General features: G+C 62.2%; 21 protein-coding genes and 1 pseudogene. 6 read left to right on the top strand and 16 right to left on the bottom strand.

Translation table 11 applies throughout. From position 1 onward, the window contains the following. Positions 1–43 precede the first annotated feature (43 nt). The 4 genes from IEV82_RS15875 (at position 44) to uvrC (ending at position 4939) form a co-directional block, all read left to right on the top strand. On the top strand, positions 44–841 hold the full coding sequence (locus IEV82_RS15875) for a S49 family peptidase (RefSeq protein WP_188483014.1): 798 nt from the start codon (positions 44–46) through the stop codon (positions 839–841). A 170-nt stretch (positions 842–1011) separates the two neighbouring features. Then, positions 1012–1965, top strand: coding sequence for a calcium/sodium antiporter (locus IEV82_RS15870; RefSeq protein WP_373285238.1), 954 nt, complete (start codon positions 1012–1014; stop codon positions 1963–1965). A 15-nt stretch (positions 1966–1980) separates the two neighbouring features. Continuing rightward, complete coding sequence (locus tag IEV82_RS15865) at positions 1981–2760, top strand: SDR family oxidoreductase (protein ID WP_188483013.1); 780 nt, start codon at positions 1981–1983, stop codon at positions 2758–2760. A 310-nt stretch (positions 2761–3070) separates the two neighbouring features. Beyond that, on the top strand, positions 3071–4939 hold the full coding sequence (gene uvrC, locus IEV82_RS15860) for an excinuclease ABC subunit UvrC (protein ID WP_188483012.1): 1869 nt from the start codon (positions 3071–3073) through the stop codon (positions 4937–4939). An 85-nt stretch (positions 4940–5024) separates the two neighbouring features. Here the strand turns inward: uvrC and IEV82_RS15855 are convergent, their stop codons facing one another. From IEV82_RS15855 to trpS, 14 genes and pseudogenes are all read right to left on the bottom strand, one after another. Continuing rightward, a complete protein-coding gene (locus tag IEV82_RS15855; protein WP_188483011.1) occupies positions 5025–5453 on the bottom strand; it encodes an acyl-CoA thioesterase in 429 nt (142 codons plus the stop codon). Next, entirely contained in the window at positions 5453–6211 is a 759-nt protein-coding gene (locus IEV82_RS15850) for a TIGR02186 family protein (protein WP_188483010.1), read from the bottom strand. The genes IEV82_RS15855 and IEV82_RS15850 overlap by 1 nt, the downstream gene beginning before the upstream one ends. Next, positions 6211–7125, bottom strand: a complete 915-nt coding sequence (locus IEV82_RS15845) for a sulfite exporter TauE/SafE family protein (protein WP_188483009.1) — start codon at positions 7123–7125, stop codon at positions 6211–6213. The genes IEV82_RS15850 and IEV82_RS15845 overlap by 1 nt, the downstream gene beginning before the upstream one ends. A 161-nt stretch (positions 7126–7286) precedes the next feature. Then, positions 7287–8252 carry an ABC transporter permease gene (locus tag IEV82_RS15840; protein ID WP_188483008.1) on the bottom strand — a complete coding sequence of 322 codons (966 nt, stop codon included), beginning with the start codon at positions 8250–8252 and terminating at the stop codon, positions 7287–7289. Further along, complete coding sequence (locus IEV82_RS15835; RefSeq protein ID WP_188483007.1) at positions 8252–9343, bottom strand: ABC transporter permease; 1092 nt, start codon at positions 9341–9343, stop codon at positions 8252–8254. Before IEV82_RS15835 ends, IEV82_RS15840 begins: the two co-directional genes overlap by 1 nt. 498 nt (positions 9344–9841) lie before the next feature. Then, a pseudogene (locus tag IEV82_RS15830) lies at positions 9842–11402 on the bottom strand (ABC transporter ATP-binding protein); the annotation flags it as partial. A gap of 96 nt (positions 11403–11498) precedes the next feature. Further along, on the bottom strand, positions 11499–12494 hold the full coding sequence (locus IEV82_RS15825) for a BMP family lipoprotein (protein WP_188483006.1): 996 nt from the start codon (positions 12492–12494) through the stop codon (positions 11499–11501). A 95-nt stretch (positions 12495–12589) separates the two neighbouring features. Beyond that, positions 12590–13057 (bottom strand): GNAT family N-acetyltransferase, encoded by a 468-nt coding sequence (locus IEV82_RS15820; RefSeq protein WP_188483005.1) that lies wholly within the window; start codon positions 13055–13057, stop codon positions 12590–12592. Further along, positions 13054–13629: a tRNA (adenosine(37)-N6)-threonylcarbamoyltransferase complex dimerization subunit type 1 TsaB gene (gene tsaB / locus IEV82_RS15815; RefSeq protein ID WP_188483004.1), complete on the bottom strand. Its 576-nt coding sequence runs from the start codon at positions 13627–13629 to the stop codon at positions 13054–13056. The genes IEV82_RS15820 and tsaB overlap by 4 nt, the downstream gene beginning before the upstream one ends. Next, a complete protein-coding gene (locus IEV82_RS15810) occupies positions 13619–14182 on the bottom strand; it encodes a NifU family protein (RefSeq protein ID WP_188483003.1) in 564 nt (187 codons plus the stop codon). Before IEV82_RS15810 ends, tsaB begins: the two co-directional genes overlap by 11 nt. 99 nt (positions 14183–14281) lie before the next feature. Further along, the gene (locus IEV82_RS15805) at positions 14282–14737 is read right to left on the bottom strand and encodes a universal stress protein (RefSeq protein WP_188483002.1); all 456 of its coding nucleotides are present in this window, start codon (positions 14735–14737) and stop codon (positions 14282–14284) included. A 78-nt stretch (positions 14738–14815) separates the two neighbouring features. After that, positions 14816–15679 carry a branched-chain amino acid aminotransferase gene (locus tag IEV82_RS15800; protein WP_188483001.1) on the bottom strand — a complete coding sequence of 288 codons (864 nt, stop codon included), beginning with the start codon at positions 15677–15679 and terminating at the stop codon, positions 14816–14818. 83 nt (positions 15680–15762) lie between these two features. Further along, on the bottom strand, positions 15763–16245 hold the full coding sequence (locus tag IEV82_RS15795; RefSeq protein WP_188483000.1) for a VOC family protein: 483 nt from the start codon (positions 16243–16245) through the stop codon (positions 15763–15765). 93 nt (positions 16246–16338) lie between these two features. Continuing rightward, on the bottom strand, positions 16339–17385 hold the full coding sequence (gene trpS / locus IEV82_RS15790) for a tryptophan--tRNA ligase (RefSeq protein ID WP_188482999.1): 1047 nt from the start codon (positions 17383–17385) through the stop codon (positions 16339–16341). A gap of 78 nt (positions 17386–17463) precedes the next feature. On the opposite strand from trpS, the gene IEV82_RS15785 reads away from it, so the two are divergent. Then, positions 17464–18153 carry a rhomboid family intramembrane serine protease gene (locus tag IEV82_RS15785; protein WP_188482998.1) on the top strand — a complete coding sequence of 230 codons (690 nt, stop codon included), beginning with the start codon at positions 17464–17466 and terminating at the stop codon, positions 18151–18153. Here IEV82_RS15785 and murJ read toward each other — a convergent pair. Further along, complete coding sequence (gene murJ, locus IEV82_RS15780; protein WP_188482997.1) at positions 18150–19694, bottom strand: murein biosynthesis integral membrane protein MurJ; 1545 nt, start codon at positions 19692–19694, stop codon at positions 18150–18152. The two genes, IEV82_RS15785 and murJ, sit on opposite strands and share 4 nt — an antisense overlap. 294 nt (positions 19695–19988) lie before the next feature. Between murJ and IEV82_RS15775 the strand changes: the two genes are divergently transcribed. Then, complete coding sequence (locus IEV82_RS15775; protein ID WP_188482996.1) at positions 19989–20291, top strand: type II toxin-antitoxin system Phd/YefM family antitoxin; 303 nt, start codon at positions 19989–19991, stop codon at positions 20289–20291. A 47-nt stretch (positions 20292–20338) separates the two neighbouring features. On the opposite strand, the gene IEV82_RS15770 is transcribed toward IEV82_RS15775, so the two are convergent. Further along, positions 20339–22228, bottom strand: a complete 1890-nt coding sequence (locus IEV82_RS15770) for a DUF4214 domain-containing protein (RefSeq protein ID WP_188482995.1) — start codon at positions 22226–22228, stop codon at positions 20339–20341. Positions 22229–22230 lie beyond the last annotated feature (2 nt).

Raw genomic sequence — 22230 nt, 5'->3', positions numbered from 1 at the left:
CCATGCCTTGTATGCCTAGCACCCACATTCTACATCATCCGACATGAAGCGCTTTATCCCATTCATGAAATCCGACCCCACGGTCGCAGTGGTCCGGATGCAAGGCACGATCGCGGCAGGGTCACGTGGCACCCTGAGCGACGCAAGCCTGAGGCCCCTTCTGGAAAAGGCGTTTCGCAAGGGCAAACCCTCTGCCGTGGCGCTCGAGATCAATTCTCCCGGTGGCTCTCCGGTTCAAAGCTCGCTGATCGGCGCGCGCATCCGCCGCCTGTCCGACGAGACCGAAGTTCCGGTCTATGCCTTTGTCGAGGACGTTGCTGCGTCGGGTGGCTACTGGATCGCCAGCGCCGCCGACGAAATCTACACCGACCCGGCGTCGATCCTCGGATCCATCGGCGTCATCTCTGCAGGGTTTGGCGCGCATGTTTTCCTGCAGCGGCAGGGCATCGAACGGCGCGTCTACACCGCTGGCAAATCCAAATCGATGCTGGACCCGTTCCGCCCCGAAAACGAAGAGGACGTGGCGCGCCTGAACAAGCTGCTCGGTCAGTTGCACGACACCTTCATAAACCAGATCAAGACCAGCCGGGGCGCCAAGCTGGCTGACAACCCCGACCTCTTCACCGGCGAGATCTGGGTCGGTCAGGGCGCGGTTGATGTCGGTCTGGCCGATCACGTCGGCCACCTGGTTCCGGCGATGAAGGATCGCTTTGGCGACAAGGTTAAATTCCGCCGCTACGAACAGCGACGCCCCTTCCTCAGCCATTTCGGTGCGACACTCACCAGCGATGCGCTCAGCGCCATCGAAGAGCGCGCCGAGTTCGCGCGGTACGGCCTTTGATGTGATCAGCAAGATCGTAATTCTCTTCCTCGTGTTCATTGCCGTGCTCGCCATGTTCGGCAAGCTCCGCATCCCCGGTGCGAAGCGCCTGGCCAGTGCAAAGTGCAAGAATTGTGGCCGCTACCGGATCGGTAAAGGTCCATGTCCCTGTAGCGGAAAGGGTAAGTGACATGTTGATGATCTGGGGGGGCGTCGCCATCGGTCTGGTGATCCTGCTGCTGGCAGGGGATGCGCTGGTCAAGGGCGCGGTGAACCTGTCGCTGCGTGTGGGCATCCCGGCCCTGATCGTCAGCCTGACCATCGTGGCCTTCGGTACATCGGCGCCGGAATTGCTGATCTCGGTCAACGCTGCGCTGGACAATGTGCCGGGTATCGCACTTGGCAACGTGGTTGGATCGAACACCGCCAACATCCTGCTTGTTCTGGGTATCCCGGCGCTGCTGGCTGTCATGCACACCAGCGAATGCGACACGCGCAAAAGCTATGTCATCATGGTGGGAGCCTCGGTGCTGTTCATCGCGCTGGCGTTCCGGGGCATTTTCGATCCTCTGGCGGGGATCATCCTTTTGGCGGCACTTGTCCTGATCCTCGGCGACTCCTTTCGGGATGTGCTGGTGCATCGTCGCGCCGGGCAAGCCGCCCCGGAGGAGGAAGAGCCCGAAGGCGCAGATCCCGACATGCCGTGGTGGAAGATCGTGCTCTACCTCGCACTTGGCCTGATCGGTCTGCCGATCGGTGCGGACATGCTTGTCGACAGCTCTGTCGAACTGGCAACCATGTTCGGCGTGAGCGACACGGTCATCGGTCTGACGCTCGTGGCGCTGGGCACCTCGCTGCCGGAGCTCGCAACCACCGTGATGGCGGCGTTGCGGCGTCAGGCGGATGTGGCGCTGGGCAATGTCATCGGGTCGAACATGTTCAACCTGCTGGCCATCATCGGCATTGCATCCCTGATTGCGCCGATCCCGGTCGATCCCGAATTCCTGCGCTTCGACCTATGGGTGATGCTGGGTGCATCCCTGCTGATTTTCCCGTTGGTTTTCATGGGCCGCGACCTGACCCGCATCTGGGGTGTGGTCTTGTCGGCGCTGTATCTGGGCTACATTGCGCTTGTCATCCTATAGGCGCGAGGCATTCCGATGAGCAGGGCATTGATCACAGGCGCGGGCAAACGGCTGGGACGCGCGATGGCGCTTTACCTGGCGGACCGTGGCTTTGACGTGGCGGTCCATTACGCCAGTTCCGCAGAGGCCGCCGAAGAGGTTGCCGACTTGATCCGCGCCAAGGGCCGGGCCGCCTGCACCGTGCAGGCGGATCTGTTGAACGAGGACGCGACGCAAGGTCTGGTTGACGCGGCGGTTGCCGGGATCGGCGGACCGCTGACCGTGCTGATCAACAACGCGTCGATCTTCGAGTATGACAACATCGCCACCGCCACCCGCGAAAGCTGGGACCGGCATCTGGAAAGCAACCTGCGCGCGCCTTTCGTTCTGACCCAGCATTTCGCGGCGCAACTGCCCGAGCCGACAATAGACGACATGGAGGAGCCTGTCGCGTCCGGGCTGGTCATCAACATGATCGACCAGCGCGTGCGCAAGCTGACTCCCGAGTTCATGACCTACACGATCGCCAAGATGGGGCTCTGGGCCTTCACGCAGACGGCGGCGCAGGCGCTTGCCCCCAAGTGTCGGGTGAATGCCATCGGCCCCGGACCCACCCTGCGCGGCGGTCGCCAGAGCGAATCGCATTTCGCCAAGCAGCGTTCGGCCACCATCCTCGAACGGGGTGCCAACACGGGCGATATCACCGGGGCGCTGGGCTACTTTCTGGATGCTCCGGGGGTCACCGGGCAGCTTCTTTGCGTGGATGGCGGGCAGCATCTTGGGTGGCAGACACCCGATGTCATCGGTGTCGAATAACGCGAGCCGCAACGAGTTTTGCACCGTTCACGCGAGCGTTACAAAACTGTTAACAAAGTGCTAAAGATATCAATGACTTGTCTTTGGGTGTAAAAATAACCAAATAAAATCAGCCAGTTATTGTCGTGATTAAAATTTAGGCAAATCAGCGAAGCTACCGAAACACAAAGGAAAATACTGGCTGTCTATATTTTTTCCGCAGACTTATCCACAGAAACAGTGGATGCCTTAAAGCTTGCATAAGCAGGTTCGATCAGGCAGCGGATTGCCCAGAATCGAAGACGCAGCGAAGGTTTCAAAACAGACTGACATGGTCGAGCAAACCAACACCGAAACTCTGACAGGCCACGCCTGTATCCAGGGCTATCTCAGGACGCTCGACTCGAGCCCCGGTGTCTACCGGATGCTCGATGCGCAGGCGCGGGTGCTGTATGTCGGCAAGGCGCGCAACCTCAAGGCGCGGGTGTCGAACTATGCGCGGCCTTCGCCGCAGCATTCCGGCCGCATCGCGCGGATGATCTCGGAAACCGCGTCGATGATGTTCCTGACGACGCGCACCGAAACCGAAGCGCTGCTGCTCGAACAGAACCTCATCAAGCAGCTCAAGCCGCGCTACAACGTGCTGCTGCGGGACGACAAATCCTTTCCGAACATCCATGTCACCAACCACGCCTACCCGATGATCCACAAGCATCGCGGCGCGAAAAAGGACAAGGGCGCCTACTACGGTCCCTTTGCCAGCGCGGGCGCGGTGAACCGGACGCTCAACCAGCTGCAACGGGTCTTCCTGCTGCGCAATTGCACCGATGCGATGTTCGACAGCCGGACACGCCCGTGCCTGCTGCACCAGATCAAACGCTGCTCCGCGCCTTGCGTCGGCAAGATATCGGAAAAGGAGTATGCCGAGAGCGTGCGCGATGCCGAACGGTTTCTTTCGGGCAAATCGACCAACATTCAGGAAACGCTGGCCAAGGAAATGGCACAGGCCTCCGAAGAGATGGAGTTCGAACGGGCCGCCGCCTTGCGCGACCGGATTCGCGCCTTGACGCAGGTGCAGACGGCGCAGGGGATCAACCCGCGCGGCGTGACCGAGGCGGATGTGGTCGCGCTGCATCTGGAAAAGGGACAGGCCTGCGTGCAGGTGTTCTTCATCCGCGCGAACCAGAACTGGGGCAACCGTGATTTCTATCCGCGTGTCGGCCCCGATGTCGAAGAGGCCGAGGTGCTGGAAGCCTTCCTGGGCCAGTTCTACGACACCAAGGAACCGCCGCGCCTGATCCTGCTGTCGCACGCGATCGAAAACGAAGACCTGATGACCGAGGCGCTGTCGGACAAGCTGGGCCGCAAGGTCGAGATCGCTGTGCCACTTCGCGGGGAAAAGTCGGAACTGTTGGACGGCGCGCTGCGCAATGCGCGTGAATCCCTGGGGCGTCGGATGGCGGAAACCGCGACGCAGACAAAGCTGCTGAGCGGTCTGGCCGAGGCGTTCGATCTGGATGCACCGCCCCAGCGGATCGAGGTCTATGACAACAGCCACATTCAGGGGACCAATGCGGTGGGTGCGATGATCGTTGCGGGGCCGGATGGATTTCTCAAGAGCCAGTACCGCAAGTTCAACATCAGGGGGGAGGAACTGACCCCCGGCGACGATTTCGGCATGATGAAAGAGGTGCTGACCCGCCGCTTCAAGCGCTTGCTCAAGGAAGACCCCGACCGCGACAAGGGGCTTTGGCCCGATCTGCTGCTGATTGATGGCGGTGCCGGGCAGGTGTCAGCCGTGCGCGAGATCATGAAGGAACACGGGGTTGAGGATGTTCCGATGGTCGGTGTCGCCAAGGGTGTGGACCGCGATGCCGGCAAGGAAGAGTTTCACCGGACCGGCACACGGCCGTTCGCGCTGCGCCACAACGACCCGGTTCTCTACTTCGTGCAGCGCCTGCGCGACGAGGCGCACCGCTTTGCCATCGGCACCCACAGGGCCAAACGGGCGAAATCGCAGATGGCCAACCCGCTCGATGAAATCGCTGGGGTGGGCGGTGCACGCAAGCGGGCGCTTCTGGCGCATTTCGGCTCTGCCAAGGCGGTGAGCCGGGCGAACCTTGCCGATTTGAAAGCGGTGGACGGCGTCAGCGAGGCGCTGGCCGAACGGATCTACGCGTTCTTTCACGAGAAGGGATAGGTGTGATCCGATTGTGTGTGCTGCGCACACGCATGTTTGTTGATGTGCGTCCGGCGGAGGTATGTGTTGCCCAAATAAGCCGGGGTCAGGTCAGTTGTTCAAGAATCCTGCGGATCGGCTCTTCCAAGGGGGTCGGGCGGGTTTGCTGGTCGACATGGACCTGCGTGAAGAACCCTTCGGCCCCGGCGATATCGCTGCCGCCTGCGAACAGCGCGATCTCGTAGCGGAATGAGGACGACCCGATATGGGCAATGCGGATGCCTGCGGTCAGGATGTCGGGAAAGCCCAGTTCCGCGTGATAGCGGCAGCCGCTTTCGACGACGAGGAACCGGATGGCGTCAGCGCCGCGGATCTCGATTCCCTGCTCCATCTGCCAAAGGCTGACCGCAGTGTCGAACAGCGCGTAATAGGTCGCGTTGTTCAGATGGCCGTATTCGTCATTGTCCTGCCAGCGGGTGGGCAGGATGCGGAAGGCGCGGTAGTCGGCGCGGGTTCCGGGTGGTGTGCGCGGCATCAGCCGGACCGGATCAGTCGGAACGCGGCAGAGGCGCCCCAACCCGCAAAGATCGCGATGGCCAGCGACAGCAGTCCATAGACCAGTGGTTGCTCGCGCGACAGGTTGAACAGCCAGCGCTCGATACCAACCTTTCGCACGTCGATGCTGGTCTCGTATATCGACACCACCCTGCCACCTCGGGTCAGAAAAACGCGCGTTGCGTATTCGCCCTCGGTCAGGTTCGCGGGCATGTGGATCGCGGCATTGAACAGGGTGGATTCGCGCAGGTTGACCGCGCCCTCGTCCAGCACGTAAAGCCCGTTTTTCTTGCGGATGCGTACGAGACCGTCGATGAAGTCCTGTGGCTTGGCAACCTGTGACCACGCGCCGATGGACCGGATCGCCCGTGGAATGGAAATTGTGTGCCTCAGGTCTTCGGACTCGTTGATGACCTCGTCCCAAGGGGCGGATGTGGCAATGGCGTAAAAGCTTGGGGCTGCGGACACCTCCAGCGCATCTGTGTTGACCCAGATGCCGAGAACGCGGTCCTTGCGCCAGACGGTGATCGGTTCCTGCGGGCCTGCGATGGTGACGATGACCTGCAAAGGTTCGTCTTGCGGAATGGGCGTTTCGCGTTTGATTCCGCCATAAATGATGATCTCGGACCCGTCGAAATTGGTCGAGATCGATACCTGGTCCTGGCTAAGGCCAAGCACCACCTCCTCGGCCCGCAACGGCGTGGCAAGAAGCATGAGGATCAGAAGCAGCCCGCGCATCAATGACCTCCTGCCGTGCCGACCGAGAACAGCTCGGCGGGCTGGATCAGCAGGTCGAGCGCCAGCTTGCCGCAGACGGCAAGGACCATGATGGCCAGCAGGATGCGCAGCTGCTCGGCCTTGAGTCTGGCTCCGATCACCGTGCCGATCTGCGCGCCGATGACACCGCCGATCAGAAGCAGCACGGCCAGCACCATGTCCACGGTGTAGTTCGTCGTCGCGTGCAGCAGGGTCGTGAAGCCGGTCACGAAGATGATCTGAAACAGGGAGGTGCCGACAACGACCTTGGTGGGCATGCCCAGCAGGTAGATCATCGCGGGGACCATGATGAACCCGCCACCGACGCCCATGATCGCGGCAAGGATACCGACCAGAACCCCGACGATCACCGGCGGGATGACGGAGATATAAAGCCCCGAGGTCCGGAACCGCATCTTGAAGGGCAGGCCGTGAATCCAGTTGTGCTTTCTGCGCTTGGGCTTCGCGCCAGACCGGGTCTTGCGGATCGCGTTCAGGCTTTCGATGAACATCAGGGCGCCGATGACGCCAAGGAACACGACGTAGCAGAGTTTGACCAGCAGATCGACCTGACCCATGCTCTTGAGATAGTTGAAGACCGCAACGCCCAAGGCGGCACCGATCAAACCTCCGATGAGCAGAACCGTCCCCATCCTGAGATCGACGGTTTTTCGCCTGAGATGCGCGAGAACACCGGAAAAGGACGAGGCGACAATCTGGTTCGCTTCGGTCGCCACTGCAACTGCCGGGGGGATGCCGATGAAGAACAGAAGCGGCGTCATCAGGAAGCCGCCACCGACACCGAACATGCCCGAAAGCACGCCCACCATCCCGCCAAGGCCCAGCAAGAGGTAGGCATTGACCGATACTTCGGCGATGGGCAGGTAGATTTGCATGTTTGTGCATAGACCCAACCTTTGCCCCGTTTCAAGCGGTCCGGTGCCGCAGGTGCAAAAAGGACTTACGGATCGGGGTCAACTGGACCTAGGCCAAGGGTGGTGATGCGTTGACGCATCACCATGTTTCCGTTCACGGAAACTCCCGCTTAACCTGATCGTCAGCGTTCCTTGACGTAGGGCTCTCCACCTGCGCGGGGGGGAATCGCCTTGCCGACGAAACCGGCAAGGATCACCACCGTCAGGATGTAGGGCAGGGCGTCCATGAACTGCACCGGCACCACGAAGACACCAAGGTCGATGTTCTGATACCGCAGGGCCACGGCCTGCAGCAGACCGAACAGCAGGCAGGCGTAAAGTGCGTACCAGGGCCGCCACTTGGCAAAGATCAGCGCCGCCAGTGCGATGAAGCCGCGACCGGCGGTCATGTCCTTGACGAAGCCAGCCTGCAGAGCGGTGGCAAGGTACGCCCCGGCAAGGCCGCAGAGGACACCGCAGATGCCCACGGCCACGAAGCGAAGTCCGACCACCGAGATCCCTGCCGTATCAACCGCTTCGGGTGCTTCGCCCACGGCACGCAGGCGCAACCCGAAGCGCGTGCGGTAGAGCAGCCACCACGTGAGAGGCACCATCGCGAAGGCGACATAGACGAGGATGGAGTGGCCCGAAATCAGCTCTGCATAGATCGGACCCAAGAGCGGTACGCCCGCCAATGCCTCTGCCCCCGGCAGGACGATGGGTTCGAACCGCCCCGCGCCGATCAGCGAAGGCGTGCGTCCACCCTGGCTGAACCAGTCCTGCGCGATCAGCACTGTCAGACCGGCAGCGAGGAAGTTGATGGCGACGCCGGAAATGAGCTGGTTGCCTCGGAAGGTGATCGAGGCCAACCCGTGCAGAAGGGACAGCGCCAGCGATGCCGCGATACCCGCGCCCAGACCGATCCACACATCCCGGGTGATCGACGCGATCGCAGCGGAAAAGAATGCAGCGGCGAGCATCTTGCCCTCGAGGCCGATGTCGAAAATGCCAGCGCGTTCGGAAAAGAGGCCTGCCAGACAGGCGAGCAACAACGGTGTGGCCAGCCGCACGGTGCTGTCGAGCACCTGCAGAAGGGTTGCGAGATCCATCAGGCTTTCCTCCGGGTTGCGAGGAAGAGCTTTTCGAGCGGCATCCGCACCATGTTGTCGAGCGCGCCGGTGAAGAGGATCACAAGCGCCTGGATCACCACGATCAGTTCACGCGGGATATTCGTCCAGAGCGCCAGTTCCGCACCGCCCTGGTACAGAAAGCCAAAGAGCAGGGCTGCCAGCAGCACGCCCAGAGGGTGTGAGCGGCCCATCAGCGCAACGGCGATCCCGATGAAGCCAGCGCCTTCGGTGGCGTTCATCACCAGCCGTTCCGCTTCGCCCATCGTGGTGTTGAGCGCCATCATCCCCGCCAGACCACCCGAGATCAGCATGGCGACCACCGTGATCTTGACCGGGCTGATCCCTGCATATCTGGCGGCGGATTCGCTTTCGCCAAACGCGCGGATCTCGTAGCCCAGTTTGGTGCGCCAGATCAGAACCCAGACAGCAAGGCACATGAAGAGCGCGAGGAAGAAGGTGACATTGGCAGGGGCGCCCCGGAACATCGGTTCCGCAGCCGTCGAGAACATCTCCTGAAAGGTCGGCAGATGCGTGGGTTCGGGAAAGCGCGCCGTTGCCGGGTCCATCGCGCCTTGCGGGCGCAGCAGGTTGACCAGAACGTAGTTCAGAACAGCCGCCGCGATGAAGTTGAACATGATCGTGGTGATCACGATATGGCTGCCACGCTTGGCTTGCAGATAGGCCGGGATCAGCGCCCAGAGCGCGCCGAACAGCGCCGCCGACACTGTCGCCCCGACAAGCGCCACGTACCAGTTCGGCCAAGGGATGTAGAGACAGGCCAGCGCCACGCCCAGGCCGCCGATCATCGCCTGACCTTCGCCGCCGATGTTGAACAGGCGGGCGTGAAAGGCGATGGCCACGGCAAGGCCGGTGAAGATGAAGTTGGTCGCGTAATAAAGCGTATAGCCCCATCCCGACGACCGCATCAGCGCGCCTTCGACCATGAGGTTGAACGCTGCAATCGGATCTTCGCCGATGCCGATGATCACCAGCGCCGACAGGATCGCCGCGAGGATGAGCGAAATCAGCGGGACAAGGACCGCGTCGGCCCAGCCGGGCATCTTATCCATCTTTGTCGCTCTCCTCGGAGTCTTGCTTGGTTTCCGGCTTTGCAACCGGCTTGGGCTCTGGTGTCTTGGGCCGTTGCGGTGCGGATTGGGTGATCGTCGCGCTGAGGCTGCCAAGGCTGATCGACTCAGTTACCTTTGGCGGTGCTTCGACGCTGACCGGAGCGGTGGACACTTCGATCGAGGGCGCGACGGGTGCCGGAGGCGCGGGCTGTGGGGCCTCGGGGGCCTTTTCGGTTGCGATCTCGGTCTTGGTTTCGGATTTGTCGGGAACGTCGAACGGTTTGGCCTCTGGTACGGGAAGCTCAACCACGTCCGCGCTCTCGGCACTCTCTGGCTTTTTGGCCGCCGCGTCCGTTTCCTCGTTGACGGGTGTTTCGTCAGCGGGTGCCGTTTCAGCCTCAGCCTCAGCCTCAGCCTCAGCCTCAGCCTCAGCAGCCTTTTGTAACTCTTCTTCGGTCATCGCCATGGGCGCGGCTGGCATGTGGGCATGTGCCGTGTCGGTGATCCCGGCCATCAGCAACCCAAGCTCCTGTTCGCTGGTCTCGTCCGGCAGGCGTTCACCCATGATCTGGCCGTCGAACATCACCGCGATGCGGTCGGACAGGGAAAAGATCTCGTCGAGCTCAACGGAGACCAGCAGGATCGCCTTGCCCTCGTCACGCAGGCGGATGATCTGCTGGTGGATGAATTCGATCGCGCCGATATCGACGCCGCGGGTCGGCTGGCCGATCAGCAGGATATCGGGGTTGCGTTCGATCTCGCGGGCCAGAACGATCTTTTGCTGGTTGCCGCCAGAAAAGTTGCGCGCCGAAAGATTGGGGTTTGGCGGGCGCACGTCGAACCGCTCCATCTTGGCGGCGGCCTCGGCCTTGATCCCGGCATTGTTCATCAAGGGACCGGTCTGGATTTTCGGATCGCGATGATAGCCGAAGATGGTGTTTTCCCATGCGCTGAAGGACATGATCAGCCCTGCGCGGTGCCTGTCCTCGGGCACATGGCCGATGCCGCGCGCCCGGCGCGACTGGCCGTCCGAGCCTGCGCCGCTGAGCGGGAGCGGCTGGCCGTTGACCCGGACCGTTCCGGTGGCCTCCGCATAGCCGCCCAGCACTTCGAGCAGTTCGGACTGGCCATTGCCCGCCACCCCGGCAATGCCGAGTATTTCGCCAGCCCGCACCTCGAGCGATATGCCCTTGAGCCGTTCGACACCCTTGTCGTCGGTCAGGCGCAGATTTTCCACTTCGAGCACCGGTTGCGCGGGTTTGGCCGGGGTCTTGTCGACCCGCAACAGAACCTTGCGCCCCACCATCATCTCGGCCAGCCGTTCGGGGCTGGTTTCCGAGGTCTGGACCGTCGCCGTCATCTCGCCACGTCGCATCACCGACACGGTGTCGGTCACATTCATGATCTCGCGCAGCTTGTGGGTGATCAGGATGATCGTCTTGCCCTCCTTGCGCAGGTTGTCGAGGATGCGGAACAGGTGGTCCGCCTCGGCGGGCGTCAGCACGCCGGTGGGTTCGTCTAGGATCAGGATATCCGCCTGCCGGTACAGCGCCTTGAGGATCTCGACACGCTGCTGGTGGCCGACGCTCAGGTTTTCGATCACCGCGTCGGGATCGACGTTCAATTCGTATTCCTGCGCCAATTGCTTCAACACGCCGCGCGCCTTGTTCAGCGACGGACGGAGCAACGGGCCATCCTCGGCCCCGAGGATCACGTTTTCGAGGACGGTGAAATTCTGCACCAGCTTGAAATGCTGGAAGACCATGCCGATGCCCGCCTTGATCGCGGCCTGGCTGTCGGGGATCTGGGTTTCCTGGCCGTTGACGAAAATCTGGCCGCTGTCGGCTTTGTAAAAGCCGTATAGGATCGACATGAGGGTCGATTTGCCCGCGCCGTTCTCGCCGATGATGCCGTGAATGGTGCCGGGTTTGACGCTGATCGAGATGTTCTTGTTGGCCTGAACCGGGCCGAACGCCTTGGAAATGCCCTTGAGCTGGATCGCAGGCGGAACAGGCGCAAGAAGCGGGTCCGTTTCGGGGGCGGCTACAGCGGTATTCATGAACTATCCCTGCATCAGTCTTCGGGTCTGGTGCCCGATACATGGCGGAGCGGCCGTGACCGGCCGCTCCGTAACTCTAAGCGGGTCTTTTACGGATCAGAAGCTGAGCGCCGGGCAGCTGTCGTCGGACATGTAATCATGCACCTGAAGTTCACCGCTCGCGATCTTGGCCGACGCTTCATCAACTGCGGCCTGCATCTCGGCGCTGACCAGCTCTGCATTGTTCTCATCAAGCGCATAGCCCACGCCACCGTTCGAGATTCCCATGACGTTGATGCCGGTCTCCAGATCGGTGCCCGCCATCATCGCGTCATAGACCGCGTTGTCCACGCGTTTCATCATCGAGGTCAGAACCTGACCGGGGTGCAGGTAGTTCTGGTTGCTGTCGACGCCGATGGACAGGATGCCTTCGTCCGCCGCCGTCTGCAGAACACCAACGCCGGTGCCGCCTGCGGCCGCATAGACCACGTCAGCGCCCTGGCTGATCTGCGCCTTTGTCAGTTCGGAGCCTTTGACCGGGTCGTTCCAGGCGGCAGGTGTCGTGCCTGTCATGTTGGCCACAACCGTCGCGTCCGGGTTCACCGCCTTGACGCCCTGCGCATAGCCGCAGGCGAACTTGCGGATCAGCGGAATGTCCATGCCGCCGATGAAGCCGACAGTCCCGGATTCGGACGCCATCGCCGCCATCATGCCCACGAGATAGCTGCCTTCATGTTCGTTGAACACGACCGAGCGCACGTTGGGCTGATCGACCACCATGTCGATGATCGCGAACTTGGTGTCCGGGTAATCGGGGGCCACTTCGGACAGCACGTTGCCGAAGGCAAAGCCGGTCATCACGATCGGGTTGTTGCCGTTCTCGGCAAAGCGGCGCAGCGCCTGCTCGCGCTGGGCTTCGGACTGAAGCTCGATCTCTCGGAACGTCTCGCCGGTTTCCTCGGCCCAACGGACCGCACCGTTGAACGCGGCCTCGTTGAAGGATTTGTCGAACTTGCCGCCCAGATCGAAGATCAGGGCCGGTTCGGCAACCGCCGCGCCAGCGGTGAGCGCCAACGCAGCGGCGGCACCGTAAAGTTTGGTCATAAGGGTCATTTGCAGCTCCCAGGTGTTGGACTGCGACGACTTGATTGCGTCGCTGGAAAAGATCGGTTGATCGGATGCAATTAACGGTTAGGGACGCCAGAGGGTCAACCGCTTTTTGTGCTTGCGCCATGTGACGTTGGCGCAGGATCGGCTTCAACATGCCCAATGGCAAGCGAAAGCAGCAGGGCATCATCCTTTGTGCCGTCGCGCAAGGTGTAATAGGCGGGACGTGTGCCGATCCGGGCGAATCCCCTCGCGTCGTAGAACGACCGGGCCGCGTGGTTCCGGCCGGCCACTTCGAGCAGGATTTGGGAACATCCGGTGGCCCCGGCAAGGCTGACAATCTCTGCAAGGAGCGCGGAAGCGACCCCCTTGCGTTGCGCGTCCGGGTCGGTGGCGATGGCCAGTATCTCGCACTCACCAGCGACCACCTGCGCGATCAGTCCACCGCTCTCGCGGGTCAGGAAATGCACATGCGGACTGGCGAGCGTATCGGCGATGTCCTGTGCCGACCATGGCCGCATCTGGACATAGGCCCGGTCCATGATCGTCGCAAAGGCGTCGGGTGTCACGGCAGCATCACCGGCGCGGTGTCCCGTGCCGGGGCCGCATCGGCGGGTTTGATATAGAGCGGTTTGGGCCGTGCTGCGGTGTCGGCGTCTGCATCTGCCGCCACCTCGGCCATCGCGCCGATCAGCGCGTGCGGATCGTCGGCATAGACCGCTTGGGGCGCATCTTTGGCCGCGATGAGCGCGGGCAGGCTGCCGGGGCTTTGGGCATAGATCATGTCGCGCGGCGCGGTCACGGCGGTGGTTGCGTCTGGGTGCAGATGCTGCAGCGCGTCCAGTGTCGAGACGCCGATTGCCGGAACATCCAGTCCCAGAGCCAGACCGCGTGCTGCAGAGACAGAGATGCGAATGCCCGTGAAGTTACCGGGGCCAACGCCGACGGCAAGTCGCGTCAGGTCCGACCACGTCTTGCCGTGTTCCGCCAGAAAGGCCTCGAGCATCGGCATCAGGTGTTCAGCCTGTCCGCGCGCCATGTCGTCGACATGGGTGGCCACAACACGGGTGCCGCAAAACAAAGCGGCTGCGCAATGCGCAGCCGATGTGTCGAAGGCCAGAAGTGTCGTGTCAGACGGCAACCGGGCGCACCTCGGTCACTTCGGGAATGTAATGGCGCAGCAGGTTCTCGATCCCCATCTTGAGCGTCAGGGTCGAGGACGGGCAGCCTGCGCAGGCGCCCTGCATGTGCAGATAGACCACGCCGCGATCAAACCCGTGGAAGGTGATGTCGCCGCCATCCTGAGCCACCGCAGGACGCACGCGGCTGTCGAGCAGTTCCTTGATCTGGCCCACGATCTCGCCATCTTCGCCGGAATGTTCGGCATGGCCCGACGGGGCCTTGGCATCGCCCGCCATGACCGGATCACCGGACTGGAAATGCTCCATGATCGCGCCCAGCAGCGCGGGCTTCAGGTGGTCCCAATCGGTGTCGTCTTCCTTGGTTACGGTGACGAAGTCATGGCCAAAGAACACGCCCTTGACGCCCGAGACCGCGAAGAGCCGCGTTGCCAATGGCGAAACGGACGCACCATCCGCTGTCGGGAAATCAGCCGTGCCCATGTCCAGCACGGTCTGGCCGGGCAGAAACTTGAGGGTAGCGGGGTTGGGCGTTGATTCAGTCTGGATAAACATGGCGGCACCTCCTGATGCATTCGTCATATATGCGGTGCCGAACGCGATGCGTCAAGGTTTAGAACCGTTCTAAAACAGGTGATCCCTGTGTTGACCCTGTCACGTGATCGCTTCGAGCCGTTCCTTGGACAATTCGCCAGGTACGATGGTGATCGGGATCGGCAGGCTGCCTGCATTCTTGGTCAGCGCCGTGACCAAGGGGCCGGGGCCTTTCTTGCCGGTGTTCGCACCCAGCACGAGCACGCCGATCTCGGGATCGTCCTGCAGCTGCGCGATGATCTCGGTCACGGCCTCGCCTTCGCGGATCACCAGTTCGGGGTCGACGCCCTGCTTGTCGCGCATCCACTTGGCGAACACCTCGAAATGCGCGTGAATGCGCTCCCGCGCTTCTTCGCGCATGACCTCTCCGACGCCGATCCAGTGGTTGAATTCGTCGGCCGGGATGACCGACAGCACCTCTACCCCGCCGCCGGTTTTGGCCGCGCGCATGGCCGCAAAGCGCATGGCGTTCAGACATTCGCGGCTGTCATCCAGCACCACAAGGAATTTACGCATTTATGTTCTCCCGCCGGGGATCATGACGCAGGAAACGACCCCGCGCAATAGAACTCGGTTCCGTGTCAGCGCTCTGGTTCATTGGCTGGACTGCGCCCAATCCCAATACATCTCGCGGACTCGGCGGGTGATTGGGCCAACCTGGTACGAAACGTCCTCGAAGCCCACAACGGGTGTGACCTTGTTCATGTTGCCCGAAAGGAACACCTCGTCCGCCGCTTCGAAATCGGCAAAGCTGAGCACGGTCTCGTGCACGGGTGTGCCATCGGCGCGCAGGTTGGTCATGTGCCGCGATCGGGTGATCCCGGCAAGGAAAGTGCCGTTTGGGATCGGGGTGAACACCTCGCCATCCTTGACCATGAAGACGTTGGCGGTGGCGCTTTCCGCGACATTGCCCATCGCATCGGTCACAAGCGCATTCTGGAACCCGCGCGCGCGCACCTCGCGCAGCATGCGGGCATTGTTCGGATAGAGGCACCCAGCCTTGGCATTCACCACTGCGCTCTCCAGAACGGGACGGCGGAACTGTGTCTTGCCCAGCGACACGCTGGCGGTCTGCGGGGCCATCGGGATCTCCTCAAGACAGATCGCAAACCCGGTCTTGTCGGCCAGGGGCACGATGGCTGTCAGGTCGCCGTCGATGGCCCAGTACATCGGGCGGATGTAGACCGCGCTGTCCTTGGGATAGGCCTGCAGACCGTCCCAGACGATCTGGACCATGTCTTCGGCGCTGACGGTGGGCGTCACCATGAGAGCTTCGGCGGAGCGGTTCACGCGCTGGCAATGGGCGAGCAGATCAGGCGCCACGCCGTTCACGTAGCGCGCGCCGTCGAACACGCCGCTGCCCAGCCATGCGCCATGATCGGCGGCATTGATCACCGGCACATCGCCCTTGTGCCAGGTGCCGTTGAAATATGTATGGATGTTTGTTCCGGTTGCCATGGCGACCTCCTTTTTGCGGCGCAGGTTAGGGGCGCGTTTGGGGAAGGTCCAGAGCGTGTCGGAGCGAAGGGGACGTTGCGGCGTCAGGTCAACTCGCGCAAAAGCGCGTCGAGGTCCAATGGCGCGTTTACCATGTCCAGCCGACCCTGCGCATCGCGTGGCCATTCTGCCTCGGGACGGTCGCGGTAGATCTCGATCCCGTTGCCATCCGGGTCGCTGAAATAGATCGCCTCGCTCACGCCATGATCCGCTGCACCTTCGATCTCGACAGCGGCGTCCAGCACGGACTTGAACGCTTGCGCCAAGGCGGCGCGGTCGGGATAAAGAAAGGCGACGTGAAACAGCCCTGCGCTGCGCTGAGGGGCGGGCGGGCCATCCTTGCTGAACCATGTGTTCAGGCCGATATGGTGATGGTAGCCACCGGCAGACAGGAACGCGGCCTGGTCGCCGTATTTCTGGGTCACGTCCAGCCCCATCACATCGCGGTAAAAGGCGATTGAGCGGTAAAGGTCGGAAACCTTGAGGTGGACATGTCCGATGGTCATGCCGGGATGTGCCTTGGTCATGGTCTGTCCTTTCGACCGTTTTGACCAAGATAATCCTGCGCGTTTGTGCGGAAAAGACCTCGGAACGCGCAGGATGCGTGCGCGAGTGCGCCGTTACGACACCATTCCGATGATCTCGTAGGTCTGCTTGAGGATCGGCGCGGCGATGGCGCGAGCCCGTTCGGAGCCTTTTGCGAGGATCGCGTCGATCTCGTCGGGTTGCTGCATCAGCCGCGCCATCTCGGTCGAGATCGGCGCCAGCCTGTCCACCGCCAGATCCGACAGCATCGGCTTGAATTCCGAGAACGGCTTGCCGCCGACATCGCGCAGCACAGCGTCGACAGTCTGGTCGGACAGGGCGGCGTAGATGTTGACGAGGTTGCGGGCCTCGGGGCGATTCTCAAGGCCTTCAACTTCGGATGGCAGCGCGTCGGGATCGGTCTTGGCCTTGCGGATTTTCTGCGCGATCGTGTCCGCATCATCCGTCAGGTTGATCCGGCTGGCATCGGACGCGTCGGATTTCGACATCTTCTTGGATCCGTCCCGCAGTGACATCACCCGCGTGCCCGCGCCTTCGATCACCGGCTCGGTGACCGGGAAAAACTCGACGCCATAGTCATGGTTGAACTTGATCGCGATGTCGCGGGTCAGCTCGAGATGCTGTTTCTGGTCCTCGCCCACCGGCACATGGGTCGCATGGTAGACAAGGATATCCGCCGCCATCAGCGCGGGATAGGCAAAGAGACCCAGCGACGCGTTCTGCTGGTTCTTGCCCGCCTTGTCCTTCCACTGGGTCATGCGTTGCATCCAGCCCATGCGGGTGATGCAGTTGAAAATCCACGCCAATTGCGTGTGTTCGGCGACCTGGCTCTGGTTGAAGAGGATGGATTTCGCCGGGTCGAGGCCCGAGGCGATGTAGCCCGCCGTCAATTCGCGGGTCTGGCGGCGCAGCACGTCGGGTTCGAACAGGGTCGCGGTGATCGCGTGCAGATCGACGATGCAGTAGATCGTTTCATAGTCCTCGTCCTGCTTTTCGACGAAGCGCTTGATCGCACCGAGATAGTTGCCCAATGTCAGCCCCCCCGAGGGCTGAATCCCCGAGAAAACACGGGGCGTGAACGCGGGAGAGGTTTGGAGCCCCTCGGTCGGTGCCGCAGTCATGGCAAAACTCCATCTGGCAAATCTGCTGCTGGTGCCTTACCCATGACCCCAAGTGCCGTCAAGCAAGGGGCCAGAGCAGTGACCCATCCGCACAATGAATCCCCGTTGAACCCGCTGCCACCGGTGGTGATCGCGCTTTTTCTGGTCATCGTCGGGCTGGAGGTCGCGTTCACGCTTGGTGCGCGGGGTCTGGTCGGTGGGCCGGAGGCAGTCGGCTGGCGTCTGGGCACGCTCGAGCGGTTTGCCTTTTCGTCCGAGATCTTTGCGTGGATGCGCGAGACCGGGCGTTGGCCTGTCGAGCATGTTCTGCGGTTCCTGTCCTACCCGTTTGTTCATGCGAGCTTTACCCACGCGCTGTTTGCCGGTGTCATGTTGCTGGCGCTCGGCAAGATGGTGGGTGAGGCGATGGGCAGCCTCGCGGTGGTCGTTATCTTCTTTGCCTCGGCTGCGGGTGGCGCGCTGATCTATGCGCTGACCGTGGGCGGCACATTGCCGCTGATCGGGGCGTTCCCGCCGGTTTACGGGCTGATCGGAGGATTCACCTACCTGCTGTGGCTGCGGCTGGGACAGATGGGCGAAAACCAGGTGCGCGCCTTTACCCTGATCGGGTTTCTTCTGGGCATCCAGTTGATTTTCGGGCTTCTTTTCGGCCCATCGGCAGAATGGGTGGCGGACCTCGGGGGCTTTGCCATCGGGTTCATGCTGTCCACGGTTCTCGTGCCCGGCGGATGGGGAAAGCTGGTTCAGCGGCTACGCCAGCGCAGCTAGCGCCCGCGCCGGAACGCATCGCGGAATTCGCGCAGGGAGAACGCGCCGATGGCTTGGCCGATCAGCGCATAACTGACCATTCCCAGTGCGATCAGGGCAACAAGCGCGATGAAGCGGATGCCTGCCACGCCGAGGAATGGCCCCAGCAAAAGCGTGCCGCCCCAGAGCACCACGCCCATTGCCACAGAAGCAAGGCACACCCGCCAGATGCGACGGCGGAACCGGTCGTCGAACCGAGCGACATCCCCCAAGGTGCGACCGCCCCGCGCCAGCATCCAGACCATGACCCAACCTGCAAGCGTGGTGGCGATGGCAGGGGCGATCCAGCCGATGACAGGGGCCAATCCGATGGCCACCGCCGCGTTGACCACCATGGCCCAAACGGCAAAGTGGAACGGGGATTTGGTGTCCTCTCGGGCAAAGAACAGCGGCTGCAGAACCTTCTGCAGGACAAAGGCAGGAAGCCCCAAACCATAGACCGCAACCGCTGCAGCAATCGCTGCGGAATCGTCCGACCCCGTGGCGCCGCGTTCGAACAGGACAGACACCAGCGGCAGAGGGATCACGACAAGCGCGACGGCAGCGGGAATGGTCAGTGCAAGCGACAATTCCCCGGCGCGGGAAAACGCGTGTTTGGCGCCAGCGTCATCCTGTGCGCCAAGGCGTCGGGAGAGGTCCGGCAGCAGGACGATGCCCACGGCGATCCCAACCACGCCAAGCGGCAATTGGTAGAGCCTGTCGGCGGCATAGAGCCAGCCCACGGCCTTGTCGAAATGCGATGCAACCTGTTGACCCACCAGCAGATTGATCTGCATGACCCCACCCGCCAGCGCGGCGGGAATGGCGACGGCGACCAGCCGCTTCATCTCGGGGGTCCAGCGCGGACGCGAGGGGCGCAGCTTGATACCGGCGCGGTCGGCGGCGACCCAGACAAGGGCGAGTTGGGCGACACCCGCGACGGGCACTGTCCAGATCAGCCAGCGGATCACCTCGCCACCGGAATAGGCCGCCCAAGCCATTGAGATACATACGAAAATATTGAGGAACACCGGTGCGGCGGCAGCTGCGGCAAAGCGGCCCGTGGCGTTCAGCACACCCGAGAACAGCGCCGTCAGCGAGATCAGCAGGATGTAGGGAAAGACGATGCGGCCATAGTCCACGGTCAGATCGAACCGCGCGTCACCGACAAACCCACCGGCTGTCAGCCACACGAGGCCGGGCATGAAGACCATGGCGACTGCGCTCAGGATGAGCAGCGCGAAAGCCAGTCCGGACAGCGCCTGAGTGGCGAAGCCGATGGGGTTGTCATCGGTCTCCAACCGCTTGGAAAACATGGGAACAAAGGAGGCGTTGAACGCGCCTTCGGCAAAGAAACGGCGGAACATGTTGGGCAGGCGGAACGCGGCGACGAAGGCATCCATCACCGGGCCGGGACCGATGAAGGCGAGGATCATGACCTCGCGGAGAACGCCCAGGATGCGGCTCATCAGGGTCCAGAAGCCGACGGTGAGAACACCGGAAATGAGGCGGATGGGTTTCATGCGGGCTCCTTGCGCGTGCCCCGTGGCGTAGAGCAGAAATCGACCGGCGAAAAGTGCCTCTTGTCCGGTTCGAGCGTACGACCTGTACGGCTCAGACGGCAAAAAGCGCCGATTTCGGGGATTTGGGGGCGGTTTTGCCCTGCGCCGTTGCCAAGCGTACGGTTGGTACGGCGGAACCTGACGGTTGCGTTGCGAGGAGGGCGCTGCAGCGGTTCTGTGCAACGCGCAGGACGCTTACGATTTGTGAACGTTTTGGTGGCAGGGTTGTTGCATGTCAGACCAAGGGGCCGGCGCGTGTATATCTACAACCTGTCAGAGATCAACGACATCAGCACCGACTGGCTGCGCAGCCATCTGCGGCAGGTTCTGGACGAGGTGAGTTTTCATGGCACGCGCTATGCCGTGTTGCGACGGGGCAAGCCGATCGCGGGGATCGTGCCTGTCAGCGAGGCGCGCGCACTTTACGAGGCATCGCGCGTGGATCGCAGGTACCGGGACATCGAACGGGATTTGCGCCGGCAGGATGAGGACCGGTTGCGGCACGCCGTGGCCGAGATGGGTGAGCAGGCCCTGCGCAAGGTGGCTGGGCTGCGATGATCCCTTTTGTTGCCTGGCTCTTGAGGCAGATCATCGGCTGGCCTGGTCTAGGCGATCTCGGCAAAGGGGGTGTCGATCACGCCCACAACGGGCATCAGCAGGTCGGTGCTGCCCGCTTCGGCGGTGGCAAGGCTGGCATCCGACAGCGCTTGCGCAGTGGCGAGGCTTTGCGCACTGCCGTTGAACGCGTCCATCACGCTGTTGGCCGCATTCAGGTTGTTCTGCCCCTGGATGACCGCGAAATAAAGGCCCAGATCGGTCTTGCCTTCGATATAGGCGACATCGGCGGGCGATCCGGTCGCGGCGCGCGCACCGGCCAGCAGATCAAGGATGAAGCCGCTTTCCGTGACGTTGCCGTTGGCCAATTGGCCGGACCAGAAGTCAAACCCGGCCTGATCGGGGTCGCGGCCCAGCACGTTGTTGTAAACGGCGGTGACGAAATCGCCATCGCTGAACTCGGAATAAAGCGCGACGGTTTCAGGCTGGGTGAAGAAGAGGTCTGCAATCGCGTCGAACGAAAACCCGTTCGTCTGGAACGCGGTGGCCCAGAAGGACAGGCCCAACGCGTCGGGGGCACGATCGAAATAGGCGATGTAGAGCTCGGTCAGTGTGGTCAGATCAGCCGCCGAAATCAGGCCGATCCCGTCATGTTGGTCGAGGTTGAGCTGGACGCCGCCCGCGGTTTCGATGGTTTCCACCCGCAAGAGCGTGGCGCTGCCTTGGGTATTCGTGCGGTCGGTGACGGTGGTAACCGATCCGTTGAAGGTCAGCGTCATGTCGCCCTGTGCAGAAGGATCCAAGCGGACAAGATCGCGCCCGTCGCCGCCGTCGATGCTGTCGTCACCCAGCAGATCGGACAGGAAGAGGTCGTCACCTTCGTACAGCCGGACCAGCTGTGCCCCGGCACCGTCGGAAACCACGTCATTCAGATCGGTGGCAAAGAGCACGGTCAATTCGGGTGCGGTGCTGAAGGTGATGGTTTCGACGTTGCCGAACCCGTCATTGGCAACCACGCCGGTTGCGAAATCCAGTTCAAGCCCGGCGGTGACATCGCTGAAGAGGAAATCGAGGATCGGCAGGCCCGCACCGGCATCGACGGTGTAGACATCCGCGCCAGGGCCGCCGATCAAAGCCGCCACTTGGCCGGTTGTCAGACGGATGATGTAGGTGTCCGCCCCGCTTGTGCCCTTGAGGCCAAGATATTGTCCGAGCGCCGCATCGACATTCTGCAGGGTGTCGACAAAGCCCGCGGAACTGATCGTGCCGGTATTGGTGACACCGTCGATGTCGAAGGTCACCGGTGCGCCGATCGAGTCGTAATCGAGGAAAAATCCGGGGCCATCCGTGCCCGGTGGCACATCGAAGAGGATCGTGTCATCGCCGGTGCTGCCGACGATGCGGTCCCCGTCTTCGCTGCTGGCGCCAGTGCTGATGGTGTCATCGCCCGAACTGCCTTCGACGGAATCGTCGAACTGCGATCCGACAATGCTGATGGGCGAGGTGATGAGGAGCAGGAGGGCGGCCCAGGCGTCTTCCTGGTCGAAACCGGTCAATGCGCCGCTGGCATCAATGGAGATCTGCGGCGAATCGTTGAAAAGCGCCGCAAGTGTGGTGAAATCGGAGCTGTTGCCGATGTCGATCAGCGCGTCCTGAAACGCGTCGGCAGGCCAGTTTATACCGGTGATCGTTGCCTGTTCGATGTTCAGCCCGTTGAAGGTCATCGACGTGATGACGCCCGAGACAGCGTTCCCCTGATCATCCGCCGAAAGCCCCTGACCGCGCAGGACCACGTTGACGTTTGCCTGCGTGAACACCGTGTGGGTCAGCACGGCCTCGGTTGGCGAAATCGAGGTCAGCGCGATACTCAACGCACCGGTGCCGTCGTAGAACGACTGTTCGAGAAAACGGGAATTGTTGCCGGTAAATGTGAACTGCATGG

Origin of the sequence: Marivita lacus (genome assembly GCF_014637725.1) — a bacterium.
GTDB lineage: Bacteria > Pseudomonadota > Alphaproteobacteria > Rhodobacterales > Rhodobacteraceae > Marivita > Marivita lacus.
Note: the sequence above shows the minus strand (reverse complement) of the source record. Positions and strands in the feature narration are given on the sequence as shown.